The 17,007-nt window shown below is 40.8% G+C and carries 16 protein-coding genes; 7 read left to right on the forward strand and 9 right to left on the reverse strand.

Features of this window, described 5'->3' with window-relative positions; translation table 11 throughout:
• Nucleotides 1–23 precede the first annotated feature (23 nt).
• Entirely contained in the window at nt 24–3,362 is a 3,339-nt protein-coding gene (locus FTU05_RS10490; protein ID WP_180165227.1) for a LysM peptidoglycan-binding domain-containing protein, read from the reverse strand.
• A 206-nt stretch (nt 3,363–3,568) separates the two neighbouring features.
• Between FTU05_RS10490 and dnaQ the strand changes: the two genes are divergently transcribed.
• The 3 genes from dnaQ (at nt 3,569) to nudC (ending at nt 7,613) form a co-directional block, all read left to right on the forward strand.
• Nucleotides 3,569–5,065 (forward strand): DNA polymerase III subunit epsilon, encoded by a 1,497-nt coding sequence (gene dnaQ / locus FTU05_RS10495; RefSeq protein WP_180165229.1) that lies wholly within the window; start codon nt 3,569–3,571, stop codon nt 5,063–5,065.
• A gap of 128 nt (nt 5,066–5,193) precedes the next feature.
• Nucleotides 5,194–6,840 carry a chemotaxis protein gene (locus FTU05_RS10500; protein WP_180165231.1) on the forward strand — a complete coding sequence of 549 codons (1,647 nt, stop codon included), beginning with the start codon at nt 5,194–5,196 and terminating at the stop codon, nt 6,838–6,840.
• Nucleotides 6,840–7,613, forward strand: coding sequence for an NAD(+) diphosphatase (gene nudC, locus FTU05_RS10505; protein WP_180085800.1), 774 nt, complete (start codon nt 6,840–6,842; stop codon nt 7,611–7,613). The genes FTU05_RS10500 and nudC overlap by 1 nt, the downstream gene beginning before the upstream one ends.
• An 85-nt stretch (nt 7,614–7,698) precedes the next feature.
• Here nudC and FTU05_RS10510 read toward each other — a convergent pair whose 3' ends face one another.
• Genes FTU05_RS10510 through FTU05_RS10525 form a run of 4 tightly spaced genes read right to left on the reverse strand, consistent with a single transcriptional unit; the run spans nt 7,699 to nt 10,754 of the window.
• Complete coding sequence (locus FTU05_RS10510; RefSeq protein ID WP_180165233.1) at nt 7,699–8,571, reverse strand: alpha/beta hydrolase; 873 nt, start codon at nt 8,569–8,571, stop codon at nt 7,699–7,701.
• A gap of 25 nt (nt 8,572–8,596) precedes the next feature.
• Entirely contained in the window at nt 8,597–9,295 is a 699-nt protein-coding gene (locus FTU05_RS10515; RefSeq protein ID WP_078192932.1) for a BON domain-containing protein, read from the reverse strand.
• Nucleotides 9,296–9,355: 60 nt separating this feature from the next.
• On the reverse strand, nt 9,356–9,763 hold the full coding sequence (locus tag FTU05_RS10520; protein WP_180063273.1) for a YraN family protein: 408 nt from the start codon (nt 9,761–9,763) through the stop codon (nt 9,356–9,358).
• A 46-nt stretch (nt 9,764–9,809) separates the two neighbouring features.
• Nucleotides 9,810–10,754 carry a penicillin-binding protein activator gene (locus FTU05_RS10525; protein ID WP_180147326.1) on the reverse strand — a complete coding sequence of 315 codons (945 nt, stop codon included), beginning with the start codon at nt 10,752–10,754 and terminating at the stop codon, nt 9,810–9,812.
• A gap of 10 nt (nt 10,755–10,764) precedes the next feature.
• Here FTU05_RS10525 and rsmI point away from each other — a divergent pair, with 10 nt between their 5' ends.
• Both rsmI and FTU05_RS10535 read left to right on the forward strand, forming a co-directional pair.
• Complete coding sequence (gene rsmI, locus FTU05_RS10530; protein ID WP_180165235.1) at nt 10,765–11,607, forward strand: 16S rRNA (cytidine(1402)-2'-O)-methyltransferase; 843 nt, start codon at nt 10,765–10,767, stop codon at nt 11,605–11,607.
• Nucleotides 11,608–11,711: 104 nt separating this feature from the next.
• On the forward strand, nt 11,712–12,134 hold the full coding sequence (locus tag FTU05_RS10535) for a hypothetical protein (RefSeq protein WP_180165237.1): 423 nt from the start codon (nt 11,712–11,714) through the stop codon (nt 12,132–12,134).
• 133 nt (nt 12,135–12,267) lie between these two features.
• Here the strand turns inward: FTU05_RS10535 and FTU05_RS10540 are convergent, their stop codons facing one another.
• The 3 genes from FTU05_RS10540 to FTU05_RS10550 form a co-directional block, all read right to left on the reverse strand.
• Nucleotides 12,268–12,516, reverse strand: a complete 249-nt coding sequence (locus FTU05_RS10540; protein WP_078189169.1) for a hypothetical protein — start codon at nt 12,514–12,516, stop codon at nt 12,268–12,270.
• A 174-nt stretch (nt 12,517–12,690) separates the two neighbouring features.
• Nucleotides 12,691–13,935, reverse strand: coding sequence for an FAD-dependent monooxygenase (locus FTU05_RS10545; RefSeq protein WP_180165239.1), 1,245 nt, complete (start codon nt 13,933–13,935; stop codon nt 12,691–12,693).
• Nucleotides 13,932–15,140 (reverse strand): FAD-dependent oxidoreductase, encoded by a 1,209-nt coding sequence (locus tag FTU05_RS10550; RefSeq protein WP_180165241.1) that lies wholly within the window; start codon nt 15,138–15,140, stop codon nt 13,932–13,934. Before FTU05_RS10550 ends, FTU05_RS10545 begins: the two co-directional genes overlap by 4 nt.
• Nucleotides 15,141–15,343: 203 nt before the next feature.
• On the opposite strand from FTU05_RS10550, the gene FTU05_RS10555 reads away from it, so the two are divergent.
• Nucleotides 15,344–15,496 (forward strand): hypothetical protein, encoded by a 153-nt coding sequence (locus tag FTU05_RS10555; protein WP_180165243.1) that lies wholly within the window; start codon nt 15,344–15,346, stop codon nt 15,494–15,496.
• A gap of 539 nt (nt 15,497–16,035) precedes the next feature.
• Nucleotides 16,036–16,710 (forward strand): HEPN domain-containing protein, encoded by a 675-nt coding sequence (locus tag FTU05_RS10560; RefSeq protein ID WP_180165245.1) that lies wholly within the window; start codon nt 16,036–16,038, stop codon nt 16,708–16,710.
• A 91-nt stretch (nt 16,711–16,801) separates the two neighbouring features.
• On the opposite strand, the gene FTU05_RS10565 is transcribed toward FTU05_RS10560, so the two are convergent.
• Nucleotides 16,802–17,007 (reverse strand): integrase core domain-containing protein (locus FTU05_RS10565; protein ID WP_180005052.1); only part of this gene is annotated, 206 nt, incomplete at its 5' end.

The raw sequence follows: 17,007 nt of genomic DNA on the forward strand, positions 1-17,007 counted from the left end.
ACTTAACTCCTTAATGTTTGGACTCAGTTTGGTACTTTAATCACGTCACCAATACGTAACTGAGCAGACGGTTGTATATCATTCATTTCAGCAAGTTTTGATGTATCAAGTCCATAACGGCTTGCTAAACCAATCAATGTATCGCCGCGTTTAATACGGTATTCACTGATAGTTTTAGGAACTTGTAAATTTTGACCAACACGAAGCCCAGCACGCGGGTTCAAGTTATTTAACTCAGCCAATGCTGCCACAGTTAAGCCTGTCCGACTAGCAATCGAATTTAAAGACTCGCCTGATTTCACAGTATAGCTTTCAGTATTTGTTGGTTTCACATTGCTCGTAGAGGATTTAGCTTCCGTTTTTTTGGTTTCAGTTGCTTTACTAGCTACATCAGCAGGTAGTTCACCATCTACTTTTAAACGCTGCCCTACACGAATCGCACTATTGGTATTTAGGCCATTTAATTCAGCTAAATAACGCAATTGAAGATGATATTTCTTCGCAATCACACCCAGCGTTTCACCTGATTTCACCACATGAATATCGGTCGCTTCAACAGAATTCGTTCGTGTATTGGTTTTGCTTTCAGTTTTGGCCGGCTCAACTTTAGTTTCTACTTTAACCGGTGCGACATCACCTGTTAATTTTAATTTCTGCCCAACACGTAGACCTGAACTCCGCTCTATGCCATTTAAATTTGCGACATAGTCCATGCCTAAATCATAGCGACTAGCAATGCCTGTCAGTGTATCGCCAGACTGCACCACATAAGTCTCTGGAACAGTTGAACTTGCAGGTACTTTAATGCTTTGCCCCGCCATCAGCCCACTATTTACCGACATGTCATTTAGACTCGCCAATTCAGACAAACTGATTTTTGACTGCGTCGCAATGCTGTAAAGCGAATCACCACGCTGCACTTTATAGCTTTCCACTTTATACGCAGGATCAACTTTGACATTTTCAATGCGATTCACCACTTTGCTGTCGAGCTTTTCAACTTTGCTCTCAACCTCGGCTACAGCTTGTAATGGCACATTAATTTTTTGCCCCACCATCAAACTACTGCCAGCCGTTAAGCCAGTTGTTAAATCTGCCAACTCTTGATTTGACAGCGCATAACGATCTGCAATGAGTTTTAGATATTCACCACGTTTTACCGTGTAGGATTTTGTTTGAACTTTTGCAGATTTTTCGACAACTTGAGCTGCTTTCTTGTCAGCTTCCAATTTTGCTTTAGATGCAGGTATTTCTTTTAAGGACAATTTCTGCCCAACATATAAACCACTCGTGGTGGTTAAACCATTGTAGTCTGCGAGTTGCTTCGTACTTAAACCAAATTGACTCGCAACAGCTGTAAGGCTGTCATTTGCTTTCACTACATAGCTATCTGCGATAGGCTTAGCTTTCGATTCTTCGTTATTTTGCACAATCGGTTTCGCATCATATAAATAGATGGTCGTACCGACATACAAGGTCGAATCTGGCGAAATTTGGTTCCATGCTGCAATATCACGCCAATTTACGCCATTTTTCATCGCGATTAATGCTAATGTGTCGCCTGCCAAAACAGTATAGGTACTACGTTTACCTTTAGGCGGGACAACTACAACTTCAGAGTCGGTACGAATGACATTTTTACCTTGGTTGCGTTTGGCTTCGTCGGTATCTGCACCTGTATTTTCAGCCACGCTTTTCGGGTAAGAGAAACCTTTGGTCAGTTCTTTACCTTGTTGATCTGCAATCGATTGACTGGTCTGAATCGCAGTCAACTTAATCTTGCCATCATAAGGATCGACAATTTCAGTGCCTTTCGGTGCAATGGCTTTAATTTCCTGAACGACTTCTTCTTGCTCTGCTTTAGTCGCTACTGGTTTTAATACTTCATCAACTGTTTTGGTCTCACCTTCAGCTTTAATAGCCGCCATGATTTGCTCACGCTCATTTGCGCTGAGTGGTGGCTCGACAGACACGGTTTTCACAGGAGTCGAAGGTGTTACAGCGACTGGAATACGCGGCGCACTTGGAATATCACTATTCGATGCAAAGGCAGCTAAAGCAGATGATCCCATTGGCGTTTTGCCTTTCGTTCCTGATGGAATACTTGGCGTTACCGTTGCAGCAACTACAGGTGGTTTGGCAGAAGCTGTCACTGTCGGCTGAGTGGTCAGCGTAGGCGGTGTCACTTTTGCAGGCTGAATGGTTTTACTGTTTAAATCTGGCGGAGTGACACGTGACGGTGTAATTTCAACATTATTTTTCGGTAAGTTATAAGTTGAATTACTTGCCCAATAACCTGATGAACCACCTGATTGTAATTTTTTCAAACGTGAATCGACTGATGGACTCACATCCGCAGGAATTAAAATCCGCATTGGGCTGCTGCTATCAATTACATCGCCACGATGACCCGGGTTTAGTGCATAGAGTTCTGCACGGCTTAAACCAGTAATAGATGCAATTTCATTTAAATTTGCAGGCCCTACAGCCACTTCACGAAAGTGCGGACGGTTGGCAATTGGCGGTAAACTGACGCCATAGGCACTTGGATTTTTAATAATTTGAGCTACAGCCAAGAAACGTGGGACATAGTTCATGGTTTCTTGTGGCAATTTTAGCGACCAATAATCCGTTGGCAAACCTGCTGCACGGTTACGGTTAATCGCCTGTTGAATACGCCCCGGCCCTGCATTATATGAAGCCAAAGCCAATTCCCACGAACCAAACTGGTTATGTAGCGCACCTAAAAATTCATAAGCTGCACGCGTAGATTCCACTACGTCACGACGACCATCATACATTGAGGTTTGTTTTAAGCCGTAAATACGTCCAGTACTCGGGATAAATTGCCATAAGCCTGCTGCGGCAGCACTTGAGGTTGCTGCTGGGTCATAAGAACTTTCAATCACTGGTAATAACGCCAACTCAGTCGGCAAACCACGACGTTCTGCTTCTTTAACCGTGTGATACAAATAACGGGACGCACGCGCACTTAAACGGTCAATATATGGTTGACGTGAAATAAACCAACCACGCTGGGCTTCAATACGCGTATCCCAATGGTTCAAATCCATTTTGAAACCAACGGTCATTCGCTTCCAGACATCACCGTGCTTCAGTACTAAAAGGCGATCGCCCTCTACGGCACGCATGTCTGTTGCAGAAAGTAAATCTTCGAGTGAATCTAAACTATTGGCATCGAGAAAGTTTGAGCCAACTTGTTTACTTGCTGAGTTCTGCTTAGTCGTTTGCGATGAAGAACAGCCCGTCAGACCAAGAGCTGCGAGCGCAGAACCCAAGACTGTAAATTTAAAAATTTGTGGTAACGTAGGCTGCCAGATAGTCGCAGTTGATTTATACATAAAAAAATCCAGACAACTCATATAAAATTTATTTTTTAGATATGCCATTGTAGTGAAGCAGGACACAGACACAAGGCGTTAATTTACCGCTATTTCAGTATAAATGTTACAAGAAATTAAAAAAATCGCCAGAAATGGATTTCTCCTTGTCATTTGCGTTATACAATATACGGTTCTGAATGCTCGTTTTTCTCCGGATTTGATTTATGTCTCAAACAATCACGCTTTATGTTGATGGTGCATGTAAAGGCAACCCTGGCTTAGGGGGTTGGGGGGCGTATATCATCCGTGAAACTGGAGAAGAAAAACTCTGCGGCGGCGAAGCTGAAACCACCAATAACCGTATGGAATTGACTGCTGCTATTGAAGGCATTCAACATTGTCCGTCCGATGCAAAACTGATCATTTGGACAGACTCCAACTATGTCAAACAAGGTATAACCGAGTGGATTCATGGTTGGAAAAAGAAAAACTGGAAAGATGTTAAAAATCCAGATCTGTGGAAATTACTGGATGCAACTTGTCAGGGTCGGGAAATTGAGTGGAACTGGATTAAAGGGCATGCAGGCCATCCGGGAAATGAAATGGCCGATCAATTGGCCAATCTAGGCGCCGAAAAAACCCTTGAAAACATCAAACAAGCAGCATCTACAGCTGAAGTACCTAAAAAAAAAGCTGAACCCGACTGGCTGTTAAACGATCCTTTTGGACTCGAATTTGCTGATAGTGATGATGAAGAAGAAATCTCTGAAGAAGCTATGATTGCAAATGAAAGCATTATTGATGCTTCAAGTCAGGAAACTTCAATTGCTCAGCCGCTAGAAAATACTTCGTCACTTAAAATCTCGACTGAGTCAGCTATTGACGCAGAGCAGATTGATGACATTACGATAGAACAACAAGCAACTGACACGGCTTCAACGTTGAATCCAGATGCTTCTACACAGTCTAAGCAAGCTGCTGAAATCCATCCAATGATTATCATTACACCAGCAACTGTCGATGTATCTGGCCCACGACAATTAATTTTGGATACAGAAACCACAGGTTTCTATTTCCAAGATGGCGACCGTATTATTGAAGTCGGTGCGGTGGAAATGATTAACCGTAAACTGACCGGTAGCTCAATTCATATTTATATCAACCCGCAAAAACCTGTCGGTGAATCTGAAAATATTCACGGAATCAGTGATGACTTTCTAAAAGATAAACCACTGTATGCTGAAATTGCTGATGTCTTATTTGACTATCTTAAAGGCGCAGAAATCATTGCGCATAACGCAACCTTCGATATGAACTTCCTTGATATGGAGTTCAAACGTGCCGGTTTTGTGGCCTTATCTGAAGTTTGCGAAGTCACCGATACCTTGGCTATGGCCAAAGCCAAGCATCCAGGCCAGAAAAACTCACTCGATGCATTAGTGCGTCGTTACGAAATTCCACAACGTGACCGTACCTTCCATGGTGCGTTACTCGATGCGGAAATTCTGTCTGACGTATACTTAGCAATGACGGGTGGTCAGGTATCCTTTGATATCGATGCCCTGACCCACTCGCAAAATGAAGATGGTTCGCAAACCCGCGCCGCTGTTGAAATAGAATTACCAGTGATTTTACCTTCAGCCGATGAACTTGAAGCCCATGAGACATGGGTCAAACAATTTGAAGAAAAACATGGTACACCTTGCCTTTTTGCGAAATAAAATCTAAATTTCGTGTTACTTTTTGTATATAAACAATTCTTACATACGCTATAGTAAAACCATAAACATGGACCGCCTTAAGGGGCGGTTAATAAACAAGATAAAACATCTAGGAAAGGTGCAGATACATGTCTTACCAAACCTCTATCCATTTTGATCCAACGGCTTTGCTGATAATAAAAAATGAGGTTGATAACTCAATCAAGTTAGTCGAATCAGCAGTCAGCACCTTAGTTGAAGATCAAACTTTACCTTTCGGGATTGATGATGCACTGATTCAATTTGAACAATGTGCTCAAGTATTAGCTTTAGTTGATATGCCAAGTTTGGCAAAAATCGCTCAATATTCAGCAGAGTTAATGCGCAAGATCATGGGGAATCCTGCGCAAATTAACACTCAAGAGGTCATCGCACTGAGCGAAGGCACAACCATGCTGAAACGCTATATCGAATTTATCTGCTTGCGTGAAGTTAAAATTCCACAGTTTCTACTCGACAGTCTGAATCGTCTAGAACTGTCTTTGGGTAAACCTCTAACGTCGGAAGGCCAACACATTGAGTCCCTACTCGATTGTATTACTCCTGACTTTGACTTACCTCAAGCGCCTGCACTTGAAAAATCAAAATACGTTCACCGTCTGTATAAGTTGGCGTTGAATAAATTGATTAAACAAGAAGAAACTGAGCTGGATCTGCAAGCGATTAAATTGGTCGGTACGTATTTAGCAGGTCTTTCAGACAAACATCCAAGCAAACAATACTGGAACTTGGTTTTTGTTGCGTTTAATCAAATTGATCAAATCTTAATTACCGATGCTCGTTTACGTACCTTGGTAAGCATTGAACGCAATATGGCTCAATATTTTGCAGGAACTGAGCGCTTTAAAGCATCCATTTCTGATTTAGCCAATGTCTTAAGTCTAAGCATTAGCCAAGAAGATGACATTTCTCATCATATTCGAGGCAAGTTAAATATCGGTGAAGATCTTCTTACCGACACCCAATTGCAAGTTTTCAGTCGTCATTTATATGGTCCTGACTTCGAAACCATGCATACCATTGGTGAATTGGTTACGACTGAAATGACGCAAATTCGTAATGATATTGAATTTAACTATCAAAATATGACGCCTGAAAAAACCCAAGAACTTCAAGCGAAATTGAACAAATTGGCAAATATTTTCAAAGTCTTGAACTTAAATGAAGCTTATAACGACCTGTCGCGTCAAGCTGCGTCATTAGGTAATGCTGAGATTTTACAAGATGAAAGCTTTGCCCAGCAGTTGATGAACAATATCTTGTCTGCCATGAACTCGATTGGTGTGCTTGAGCGTCATCACACCTCTAGCCGCTTACAACTTCGTGTGAATAATATGAATATTTCACTCGACCGTTTAGATGAAGCACATGCTGCCCTGTTAAATGAGACCAAGGTTTTAATTGATGCTGCTAGCCAATCTTTGGTTCAGTATTTACAAAACCAAGATTTGACACAACTTGAAGCGACTGCAACTCAATTCCGTGAAATTGGTGGTGCAATGTTGTTCCTCAATGCAGATGCAGCTCAAAATGCGCTGAATTCAACAGCTCAATTCATTGTGAAACGAGTTGAATCTTCAACAGCGATTGATGCAAATGAAGTGAATCAAGCATTAGATTCATTGGCAAGCGCAGATATGTTGATTGACAATTTAAAGAACAAACAACCTGTTTTACAGGGCATGTTTAAGGTAGCATTGGACAGTAGCGAAAAACTGAAATCAGCAGCAGCCTAATGTCTAAATTATCACTTGCGTATATCTTCAAACAACAGCAATTGCTGGTCGATGAAAACTTTCAACTTCCCGAAGTTGAGCAACTCGCAAGTGATTTAAATATTGGCACGGGTGATCAAGTGATTGCCCGTGATCTACTTGAAAATGAGCCAATTCCTGATGGCTTACAGCTCATCCCTATTCGTCAACTTTTACAACTTTGGAATGTTCAGCAATTTGAACAAGCCAGCCGTGCTATTCAACTCTTAGAATGGCGCCGTAATCATAAATTTTGTAGCCACTGCGGTACTGCAACTCAAGTCCACGCCACAGAATATGCCATGGTTTGCCCTGCTTGCGGTTATCACCAATACCCTCGTGTAAACCCCTGTGTCATTACCGTCATTACCCGTGGTGAAGATGAAATCTTATTGGCTAAAAATGCGAAAAATGTCCGGGCAATGTATGGGCTGATCGCAGGTTTTGTTGAAGTCGGTGAAACTTTAGAAGAAGCGGTTCGTCGTGAAACTGAAGAAGAAGTTGGGCTAAAGGTCAAAAATATTCAATATCTGGCAAGCCAACCTTGGCCCTTCCCAAGTAATTTAATGATCGCCTTTAAAGCAGAATATGCTTCAGGTGAACTTCAATTACAAGAAGAAGAAATAAGTGATGCGGCTTTCTTTAAATTTGATGCATTACCTGAAATTCCGTTCAAAGGAAGTATCGCCCATTCAATGATTATGCATGTCATCCATGGGTCTGCTGTTGCAGATGACACCGAAGCATGGTTATAAGTAGCTATTTTTAGTAAATAAATCATGCAATAAAAAAACCGCCATACTTGGCGGTTATTTATTTTCAATCATTTAACCAAAGACATTAAGGTGGACTAATTTCATCGAGTACACGCATGATTTCAGCTTTGGTTTTAAAGAAGCGACTAAATAGACTCGAAACTGAACCAATCATCGTGATGTGCCCAACACGAGGGATTTGAATCAATTGACTATGGTTGCCTGAGGCTTTTAATCGATGATCAAAATCTTCACTATTGCTATGGCCAACGATATTGTCTTTATCCGCAGTGAATAGATAATGCTTCACTTGATTTTGCTCAACAAAATAATACGGCATCACTTGTTGATACGGTACATTTTGATCAAAGGCATCTGCACAAATCGGATCACCTTTATAATCAAAATGATATGGCCCTGCCAATCCCACAATTGCACGAATATTCTCTTTCACTTGTAGCTGATAAGGCGTCGGATGATACAGTGCAGACATGACATTAAATGCCCCTGCCGAATGTCCCATTAACACCACATTTTCCACTTCAATCTGCAACTTATGCTGAGACTGCGTCAAATAGTTTAATGCAAGGCTAAGATCATCAATTGAAGCCGGAAAAATATACTCAGGTGCGAGATGGTAATTGATGACAGCAACATCGAAGCCTTCTTTTGCAAAAGCCTCACCAATGAATCCATAGTCCTTTTTGTCACCATGCATCCACGCTCCACCATGTACAAACACGATGAGTGGACGTTGCTGACGAGGTGCTGACGTGCGATACAAATCTAGGCGATGGCGCGCTTTAAGACCATAAGGGATATTGTTTTGAACATGATATCCTTGTTTGGGTGTCAGTCGATTTAATGCATAACTGCCAAAATCATATAACCGAAAATTTCGGTATAAAGATTTAGCCAAATCCATTTTTTGCTGAAGCCGCAGAGACCATTGATTCATATATTACAGCATCATTTCCGACATTTTATTGAGCATTTGGATCGACAGCATCCGGATCTATCGCTACAGGCGTTTGTACTTCAGGTTGCACATTACCTACAGCAGGTGTGGTGTAACTTGAGTTAATTGAACGTGCCTGTGGATTTGGGTTCTGGTCAATATTATCGATTAAAGTGACAATTCGCGTTACATTACCCACTTGTTGCAAGATTTGATTTAAGTCTGTGATTTCCGCACTGTTTAAACGGCCCATCACATAAAGAACAGCATCTTCAGTATGAATGTGTACTTTGCTGTCAGATACCACAGGCGCTTTCATAATCAAACCACGGGTATTCGCAGTGACCGCAGTATCTTGCATGATGGTGCTATAGCTGATCTGATTACCCACTGTAATATAGTTATGTACAGTTTTGACATCACTCATTGAACGGACATTTTCTTCTGCCAATTCTTTTAAATGATTATCTGGCACTTGCCCAGTCAATAAGACATTGCCATGAAAACTTTCAATATTGACACGTGACTGTTTAAAACGAGTATCTAATTTATATAAGTTAATTTTTGCTGTTCGAACAATGGAAGAGTCAATAAAAACTTGTCCCAATGAGCGTGCGCCGCTTTCAGTTCCTACAGGTGCTGATCCCGTTCCATTCGAAATAAAACTCGCACAGCCAGATAAACTTGCGACACAAAGCATCGTTATTGCAATACGCTTAACCACTCAGCACGACTCCTCAAATTTCCACACGTATTTTTCTATGCGTTTACACAGTTTGTTTTATCAAAGATTAATCAACTCTTGATCAAAAGTAAAAGCATTTTCAATCCATTGCTGATGATACGGGTATTTAGAAAAATCTTGCTGTAGTGTTTTTGCAAAGTGTTGATAAAAATCAAAACAAATTGCATCAAAGCGACAATAATAATTTTGAAAATGTGACTGTTCATTTAAAAAAAGCAACGCAGTCTTCATCATCTTACGTTGTTTGTGAATGGAAATACTTTCGATGGCTTGGGCATAGCGGGTATTTGAACGAGCTTTAACTTCGATAAACACCAATTCTTGACCACGTGCAACGATCAAATCAATTTCACCATAACGACTATGATAATTCTGTTGCACTTGTACATAGCCTTGCTGCTCAACCAAACGCAGCGCTTGCCGTTCTGCCCACTGCCCCAGATTCATCTGTCCCAAATTCATCTGCTCTAAGTTTAGCTGCATCGTTTCATCCCTAAAGTGAGATCGCCACGATGCCTTTTTTACTTCGCTCATAGCAGTGAGGAACACGCTGAATATTGTTTTGACTAATTTTGATTAGCCCTGTTCGTCCCTGAAACTCAATGCTTTTTAATTTCGGTTCTTGCAAATATTGTTTTGCGATATGCCATGTGTCCCCACCAAAAGCTAAAAGACGTTGATATGGCATATCTACTGGATTTTCCTCATAAGCCCGGATCAGGTCTGGCCAACGCGCATCATGTAAGGCAGGTGCATCACAAAATTTCAGCCCTACAGGAATGGGCTTAGTGGCTTCAATCGCATTGGCGACACTATATAGTTTCGTTTTGGGTAGTTTTTTTTGACTGTTTAACCATTCATTATTGCCCAGCAACAGCACCCCTTGATTTTTGTCTAGCTTCGTTGGGAGTTGTTCAACCACTTGAATAGGTACTGAACTTTGGCTGATTAAGGACATGAGCAATAATTCATGTTCTGCCTCTGTTGCAGGCTGACGTAGAACAAGCACTTGCGCTAACTTGTCTTTTTCAAAGACTTTTTGAAGTGCTAAGGCATCATCACGTTTCGATAAACTGTACTGCCAAACATTGGGAATTTGGCTCGTCGTTTCATTTAAAGCCAACACGCGGACTTTAGGCTTTGCCTTTACAAGTGCTTCAACGTCTTGACGTGCTAAAGGGCCAATCACCAATTGAGTTTTTTTATTTACCTGTTGCTTCAATATCACTGCAATTTGCTTTTGATTTGAATCTACAAACTTAATGGGCACTTTGTAGTCTGATGATTGATATGCGCTATTGAAACCTTGCTTAATACTGGATGCGGCTCGCGCCATAGGACCAGATTCAGGTAGAATGACCAAGACGTCTGCCTGTGCAGCAGTAAACATACTGCTTAAAAGGCAAAGACCCAAAATTTTGTTCTTATTATCCAACATGGAGAAACCTATGAGTGCTCAGTTATTTGTTGTTGCAACTCCAATCGGGCACTTAGATGATATTAGTTATCGTGCAATTGAGGTATTGAAGTCGGTTAAAATTATTGCCGCCGAGGATACACGAACTTCCGCACAATTACTTAAACATTTTAGTATCAATACACCTTTAACCGCCTGCCACGACCATAACGAAAGCAACAAAATAGACCAGCTGATTGAACGCCTCGAAAAGGGTGAAAATATGGCGCTGATTAGTGATGCAGGCACACCATTGATCAGTGACCCCGGCTTTAAACTGGTTCGTGCTGCACAAGAAAAAAATATTCGTGTCATTCCTGTGCCGGGTGCCTGTGCTGCTATTGCAGCTCTCAGTGCTGTCGGCCTACCCAGTGACCGTTTTAGTTTCGAAGGCTTTTTACCTTCTAAACATTCACAACGTCTTTTAGCACTGGAAAAATTGAAAGACGAAACTCAAACCATGATTATTTATGAAGCACCGCACCGTATTGTGGACTGCCTAAAAGATATGTCGAATGTCTTTGGTGCCGATCGTCCTGTGGGCTTTGCACGTGAAATTACCAAAACATTTGAAACCATTAAAAAAATGTCTTTAGGTGATTTGGTTCATTTTGTTGAATCTGATCATAATCAGCAAAAAGGCGAAATCGTTTTGGTGATTGGTGGTGCGACCGAAGAAAAAGACCTAGAGCAAGAAAAGTTAGACAAATTGCTGACACGTTTACTTCAAGATTTGTCCGTGAAAGCTGCCTCTCAGTTGGCTGCAGATTTAACTGGGATTAAAAAGAAAGTGGCCTATCAACGTGCTTTAGAATTAACCCAAGCGAACGATTAAGCTTAATTTTTTTTATTTTTAATTTGAACCGCTTATGGGACCTACGGGTTCCATAAGCTATCCCATACAATAATTTAAATAGAATGAAAAAAGTTGCTTATAACATGTCCATAAATCTGTCTGTCAAAAAACCGCTGATGTTCATTCTCTTTAATCTGGTTTGGCTCACCGCCCTTGCACATATTATTTATACTGGCATTCAACCCTATCCGCACTATATTAGTGGCGAGCAAATGACGGCCGATCATAGCGCGATTGCGATGGTCTGTGGATATTGTTCCCTCTATTTTGTAGTCGGTAATTTACTGAAACTGAGCCAATTTTGGGATAGGCATCGCTATTGGGCTTATGTCGTTTTGAGTGCGGTATTACTTTTTCAATCTTTTGTCGCTGCTGTGGCGGCCATGCATGCACCGCCGTATATTGCTGCATTCATTATCAATTGTATGTTTTTGCTTTTACTGCATTTTGTGTTTTATCCTATTTTCGCGATCAGTCGTAAATATATGAAGCCAAAGACGGCTTGAAGCGACTTCACATCTTATTAACGACTTAACTTCTTGAGCAAACATGCTACAGAGTTAAAAAATGAATGACTTTCATCATCGCACAAGCGAATGAAGCAAAAAAAAACACCACATGACGTGGTGTTTTTTCATTTTAATCTTTTGCCGATTCGTCTGGAGGGACTTCGGTAATACGACCACCACGCGCTAAGAACGCAGCAACTTCATCTTCAAGCGCCTGACGTTGTTTTAGTTTTGCAGTCACTGTTAATGTTTCAGCTTCAGAGGTGTCACCATCAGAGGCAGAATCAGCTGCGTCACCTGCACCTTTTTCAGCTGCTTGTGCTTCATCTTCATCAACTACTGAATCTTCTGGATCATCATAATCATTCATATCAGTCATTGTGTTCTCCCCGCGAATGACTTCTGTTTGCCAGCGAATGGCTGGTTTTAAATTAACAGAAATTTAGCAATCTCTGAGCATTTCGACTAGTACCCATAATCAAAAAATCGTATCTTTTTTAATCAAAATCGTAACCTTGTTTATACGACTGTCTAAAAAATATCTGACTTTGACCTAAGCTGCGTAGATTGTATCTTTTAAAATACTCAGACCATTGGCTTGAGCCATAAACGCATCTTTTAGAACAGTCTGATTTTCCACTTGTTTTAAACCAAAGTTTCGCGCCCACACCACAGGTGAAAAAGTGGTGGTTTCTAACCAACCAATCGCGGACATACTATGCATCATGGCATCGTTTTGCCCTTTACGGCGGTGTTCATAGCGCTTCAAACTTTGTTCATGTGCCCACACACCACGTTTTTTATCGGTCAAAAGCACATCGCAAAGCACTGCTGCATCTAAACAGCCAATATTCACGCCTTGTCCTGCAAGTGGATGAATCACATGGGCAGCATCTCCAATCAGCGCTAGACCATCATGAACATATTGCTGTGCAGCTCGTGCCTTCAATGGAAATTTAGCACGTGGCGTTGCTTCTAAGACTTCGCCGAGCATGTGATGGCTTTCTCGAGTGAGCAACACAGTAAATTCAACATCGGATAAAGCCACATATTCATCGGCGTAATCATCTGGTAAGGTCCACACAATGGATTGCCAATAACCGCTTTCTTCTTTTTTCAGACTCGCCATCGGCAAAAATGCCAAAGGCCCAGTTTCTAAGAAAATTTGACGCGCGACATGCTGATGCGGTTGGGCGGTTTTAATTGCACAGCTTACACCGACTTGTTTATAGTCCAGCACATCTAGATCGATGAAAGCTTGCTCACGGACAAATGAGTTTGCACCATCTGCACCTATCACCAGTTTTGTTTTGAGCTGAGTACCATCTGCGAGGTGGATGATCCACACACCAACGCCACGCTCAACTCGACTGACCTTAACTTGGGTTCGGTAGTCTTCAAGCTGTTCTAGCATTTTTTCTTGAATGGCTAAATTCAATACACTTGGTTCAACCATTGAACCTAAAGCTTGCTCAACTGATGGCGTTTGATCTGCTACATGACCAAAATTGATTTCGCCATAGCCATTTTTATTCCACACCTGCATACCAGTATAAGGCTGTTGACGGGCAAGCTTTTCCCAAACGCCCACAGTCTTGAGTAAATGAATGGTGGCTTGACTGAGCGCCAAAACCCGAGGATTCGCAATACTTTTGGTTTTTTCTACATCCAAAATAGGTGCCGCATCCAATACCGTAGCCTGCACACCGCCCTGCGCCAATAACAATGCCGTTAAGCCACCGACCAAGCCACCACCGACAATCACGGCATCCAGTACATTTGTTTGATTTAAACTCATGCTTTTAGCCCCATTGCATAATTCGCGACCAAAGGCTTAATCCCCGGAATGGTGTCAAAGGCAACTAATCCAGTATTGCGAATCAATTTTAAAAATGGGTTCTGGTTGCTAAAACCACGAACAACTGAATCACAGAATTTAATCACCCGCTGCTGATCGGTCAGGCGCGATTTTTCATAATCAAGCAACATAGCTGCATCACCCAGATCTGCATTTTTTTCAACTTGCTCTTTTAAATAACGGCGTAGTACATAAGCATCGCGCATACATAAGTTAAAGCCCTGACCAGCAACAGGGTGAATGGTATGGGCAGCATTTCCCATGAGCACTACACGACCTACAGCTTGTTTCTCTGCAAGTACTTGCGACAATGGGAAACTGAAACGTTTACCCGTTTTTTGGAATTTACCTGCACGGTCGCCATAGGTTTCTTGTAAAGCATCTAAGAAGTGCTGATCATTTTCATCACCCATCCACTCGCCTTCAGTTCCTTTAGGAACAGGCCAAACCACTGAGCGACGGTATTCACCTGGAAGTGGCAGCAGCGCTAGCGGACCAAGCGGACTAAAACGCTCGAAACCGACATGACCATGCGGTTTAGAGGTTTGTACTGTAGTGACAATCGCCACTTGGTCATAATCATGCACCGATGCGCCAATACCTAAGGCTTTACGGCAGAATGAATCACGGCCATCTGCTGCAATCACAATTTTAGATTGTAGTTTGAGCTGTTCTTCAGCACGCTGTGCATCTATATATGCAATGTCTGCATCTTGCGTCAGTGAAGTCACTTGCACGCCATCAATTAATTCAATCAACGGTTCTTTTTTGACTTCTGCGAGCAACACACGGCCTAACCATGCATTTTCAATCACCTGCCCAAAGCTTTCGACTTTTTCTTGTTCTGCTTTGAGTCTTGCCTTACCAAAACTACCTTGCTCTGTAATATTCACTTCTAAAATAGGTGTGGCGTGTTCCTGCAAAGCATCCCAGAGGCCTAGTTCTTGATAAATTTGCACCGTACGGCGTGACAATGCACTGTTTCGCGCATCGAAACTTGAGTGATATGGGGCAAGGTTTGCATCATCATAATTGGGGTATTTGATTGCTTCGAGTAGCTTTACGCCAATCTTTGCTTTTGCCAACATCAGAGCCAGACTCAGTCCGACCATTCCACCACCCACAATGATGACTTCTTGCTGCATGCGTGTTTCCTTATCTGTTGTATTCGATTCGAGTGTCGAAATACGTCATTTATATATTGGATTTATCTTACATCATGACTCAGTTTTTTGACATTGTAATACACGCTCTTGTTGTAGTTTGTGAGGATTGAGCGATGCTTTTAAATCCTGTGTGATTGAGTAACCCCATACGCTCATCACAATCCAGAATGGAATCATTAGAATTGAAAGATACGCACGCCATGTGGCTTTTATGCCATATTGATATGGCTGCGGTCACTATGTTTTTTGCACAGGCAATGGATATTGCTTTAGTCGCACAGTACGTATATTTCGAGGTCAATAAAATAGAAAATGCAGCATTACAAATAAAATAAAGTAAAAATAGTAAAGAAGCCATATAGCACATCAAATTCATGGGGATGACAGAGAAACCAATTTGTGCTCTTCAACCATGGAAAAACCATGAAATGCAATATGCAATATGCAATATGCAAATAATGAGCATAGTTAGGCTAAGAAAAATTATCTGTTTAATTTTTTCTGTGCGTGTATAACTTGAGCTGAAGTTTGTCATCTTATTCTCTTCTTTATTATGATGGCTATTCAATCAGACATATTATCTACTTACTTTACCTATCCATGAAATTTAATAAGCCATTGAATTGAGGATATAAATAAACATATAGATCTCAATAAGGAAAAAAACATTTTGGTTTGTACAAATTGTTGGTTTTTATGTCGGAGGCTGTGCTCTCCCAATATTGATTTGTCTTTGACTTTTATCATAGTTCGCAAATAGACCCAAAGACTATGAGACATTCAAGAATTCAGACCTTATTATTTTCTCAATGATTATATATGTTATTGTATAGCAATAATATTTAAATAATTCAGTCAAAATATTTGGATCAATATGAGTCAAAAAATATTACAACGCTATGAACAACTACTAAACGATTCTGCTTCTATCAAAGCTATGGCAAAAAAAGCTTATTCAGAATATAGCGGAAGCTATGATACGTTGGGTGATGAGGGTGATGCTCTTTACCTTGAATGGAAAGTTAAAGTTAAAAATCTATTATTGCTATCATGTGGTGAAAAATCTATTCATTACCGTGATTTTTTAGATGCTGAAAAAACTCAAAGCTTTGATACTAACACTAGAATAATCAGTAGATTAATTCCAATTTTGAAAGCAGCATATGATGATTTTAAAAATGGTTTTTTAACTTCTTTCAAACAAATCGTTCAAGCTGAAGTTTTTGATAGTGAATTAGAGCAAGCACGGTCGCTCTTAAATAGTGGTTATAAAAATTCAGCTGCTGTGATTGCTGGTGTAGTTCTAGAAACCGCAATTAAAGAACTATGTTTAAATAATGAAATAGAATTAGAGAAGAAAAAATTAACACGATTAAATGAAGACTTAGCAAAAGCAGGAGTTTATAACCCTCTCCAACAAAAACTCATCACAGCTATGGCTGATATTCGAAATAATGCAGCCCATGGTAACTATGATCAGTTTACAGAGGAAAATGTTCACAGAATGATTGAGGATATCGAGAGGTTTTTACTAGCTTACTCTTCATAAAACTATCAGATTTACATAGAAAAAAATTAATTAACATAAAAAACTCTGTCTTGTCCTGAAATAGATTGACAGTATTCCACTTCAAACCGAGTTAAGCAATTAGCTCGGTTTTAGTTTGCTCATACGTCTGATTCGGGGTGTTCATATTTAAACTTAAATGTGGTCTATAGCAATTATAAATCATAATAGATTCCGCAATTAAGTGATCTAACTCCTTCATGGTTTGACATCGTGTAATTAAAAACTCCTGCTTTAATATTCCATTAATCCGCTCTGCTAATGCATTCTGGTAACAGT

Source organism: Acinetobacter sp. YH12049 (assembly GCF_013419875.1).
Classification (GTDB): Bacteria; Pseudomonadota; Gammaproteobacteria; order Pseudomonadales; family Moraxellaceae; genus Acinetobacter; species Acinetobacter amyesii.

What these genes read in the sequence shown, in the direction of transcription:
- dnaQ (WP_180165229.1), top strand. Translation starts at nt 3,569, where the DNA reads ATGTCTCAAACAATCACGCTTTATGTTGATGGTGCATGTAAAGGCAAC.
- FTU05_RS10490 (WP_180165227.1), bottom strand. Translation starts at nt 3,362, where the DNA reads ATGTATAAATCAACTGCGACTATCTGGCAGCCTACGTTACCACAAATT.
- FTU05_RS10535 (WP_180165237.1), top strand. Translation starts at nt 11,712, where the DNA reads ATGTCCATAAATCTGTCTGTCAAAAAACCGCTGATGTTCATTCTCTTT.
- nudC (WP_180085800.1), top strand. Translation starts at nt 6,840, where the DNA reads ATGTCTAAATTATCACTTGCGTATATCTTCAAACAACAGCAATTGCTG.
- FTU05_RS10520 (WP_180063273.1), bottom strand. Translation starts at nt 9,763, where the DNA reads ATGAATCTGGGGCAGTGGGCAGAACGGCAAGCGCTGCGTTTGGTTGAG.
- FTU05_RS10550 (WP_180165241.1), bottom strand. Translation starts at nt 15,140, where the DNA reads ATGCAGCAAGAAGTCATCATTGTGGGTGGTGGAATGGTCGGACTGAGT.
- FTU05_RS10510 (WP_180165233.1), bottom strand. Translation starts at nt 8,571, where the DNA reads ATGAATCAATGGTCTCTGCGGCTTCAGCAAAAAATGGATTTGGCTAAA.
- FTU05_RS10545 (WP_180165239.1), bottom strand. Translation starts at nt 13,935, where the DNA reads ATGAGTTTAAATCAAACAAATGTACTGGATGCCGTGATTGTCGGTGGT.
- FTU05_RS10525 (WP_180147326.1), bottom strand. Translation starts at nt 10,754, where the DNA reads ATGTTGGATAATAAGAACAAAATTTTGGGTCTTTGCCTTTTAAGCAGT.
- rsmI (WP_180165235.1), top strand. Translation starts at nt 10,765, where the DNA reads ATGAGTGCTCAGTTATTTGTTGTTGCAACTCCAATCGGGCACTTAGAT.
- FTU05_RS10560 (WP_180165245.1), top strand. Translation starts at nt 16,036, where the DNA reads ATGAGTCAAAAAATATTACAACGCTATGAACAACTACTAAACGATTCT.
- FTU05_RS10500 (WP_180165231.1), top strand. Translation starts at nt 5,194, where the DNA reads ATGTCTTACCAAACCTCTATCCATTTTGATCCAACGGCTTTGCTGATA.
- FTU05_RS10540 (WP_078189169.1), bottom strand. Translation starts at nt 12,516, where the DNA reads ATGACTGATATGAATGATTATGATGATCCAGAAGATTCAGTAGTTGAT.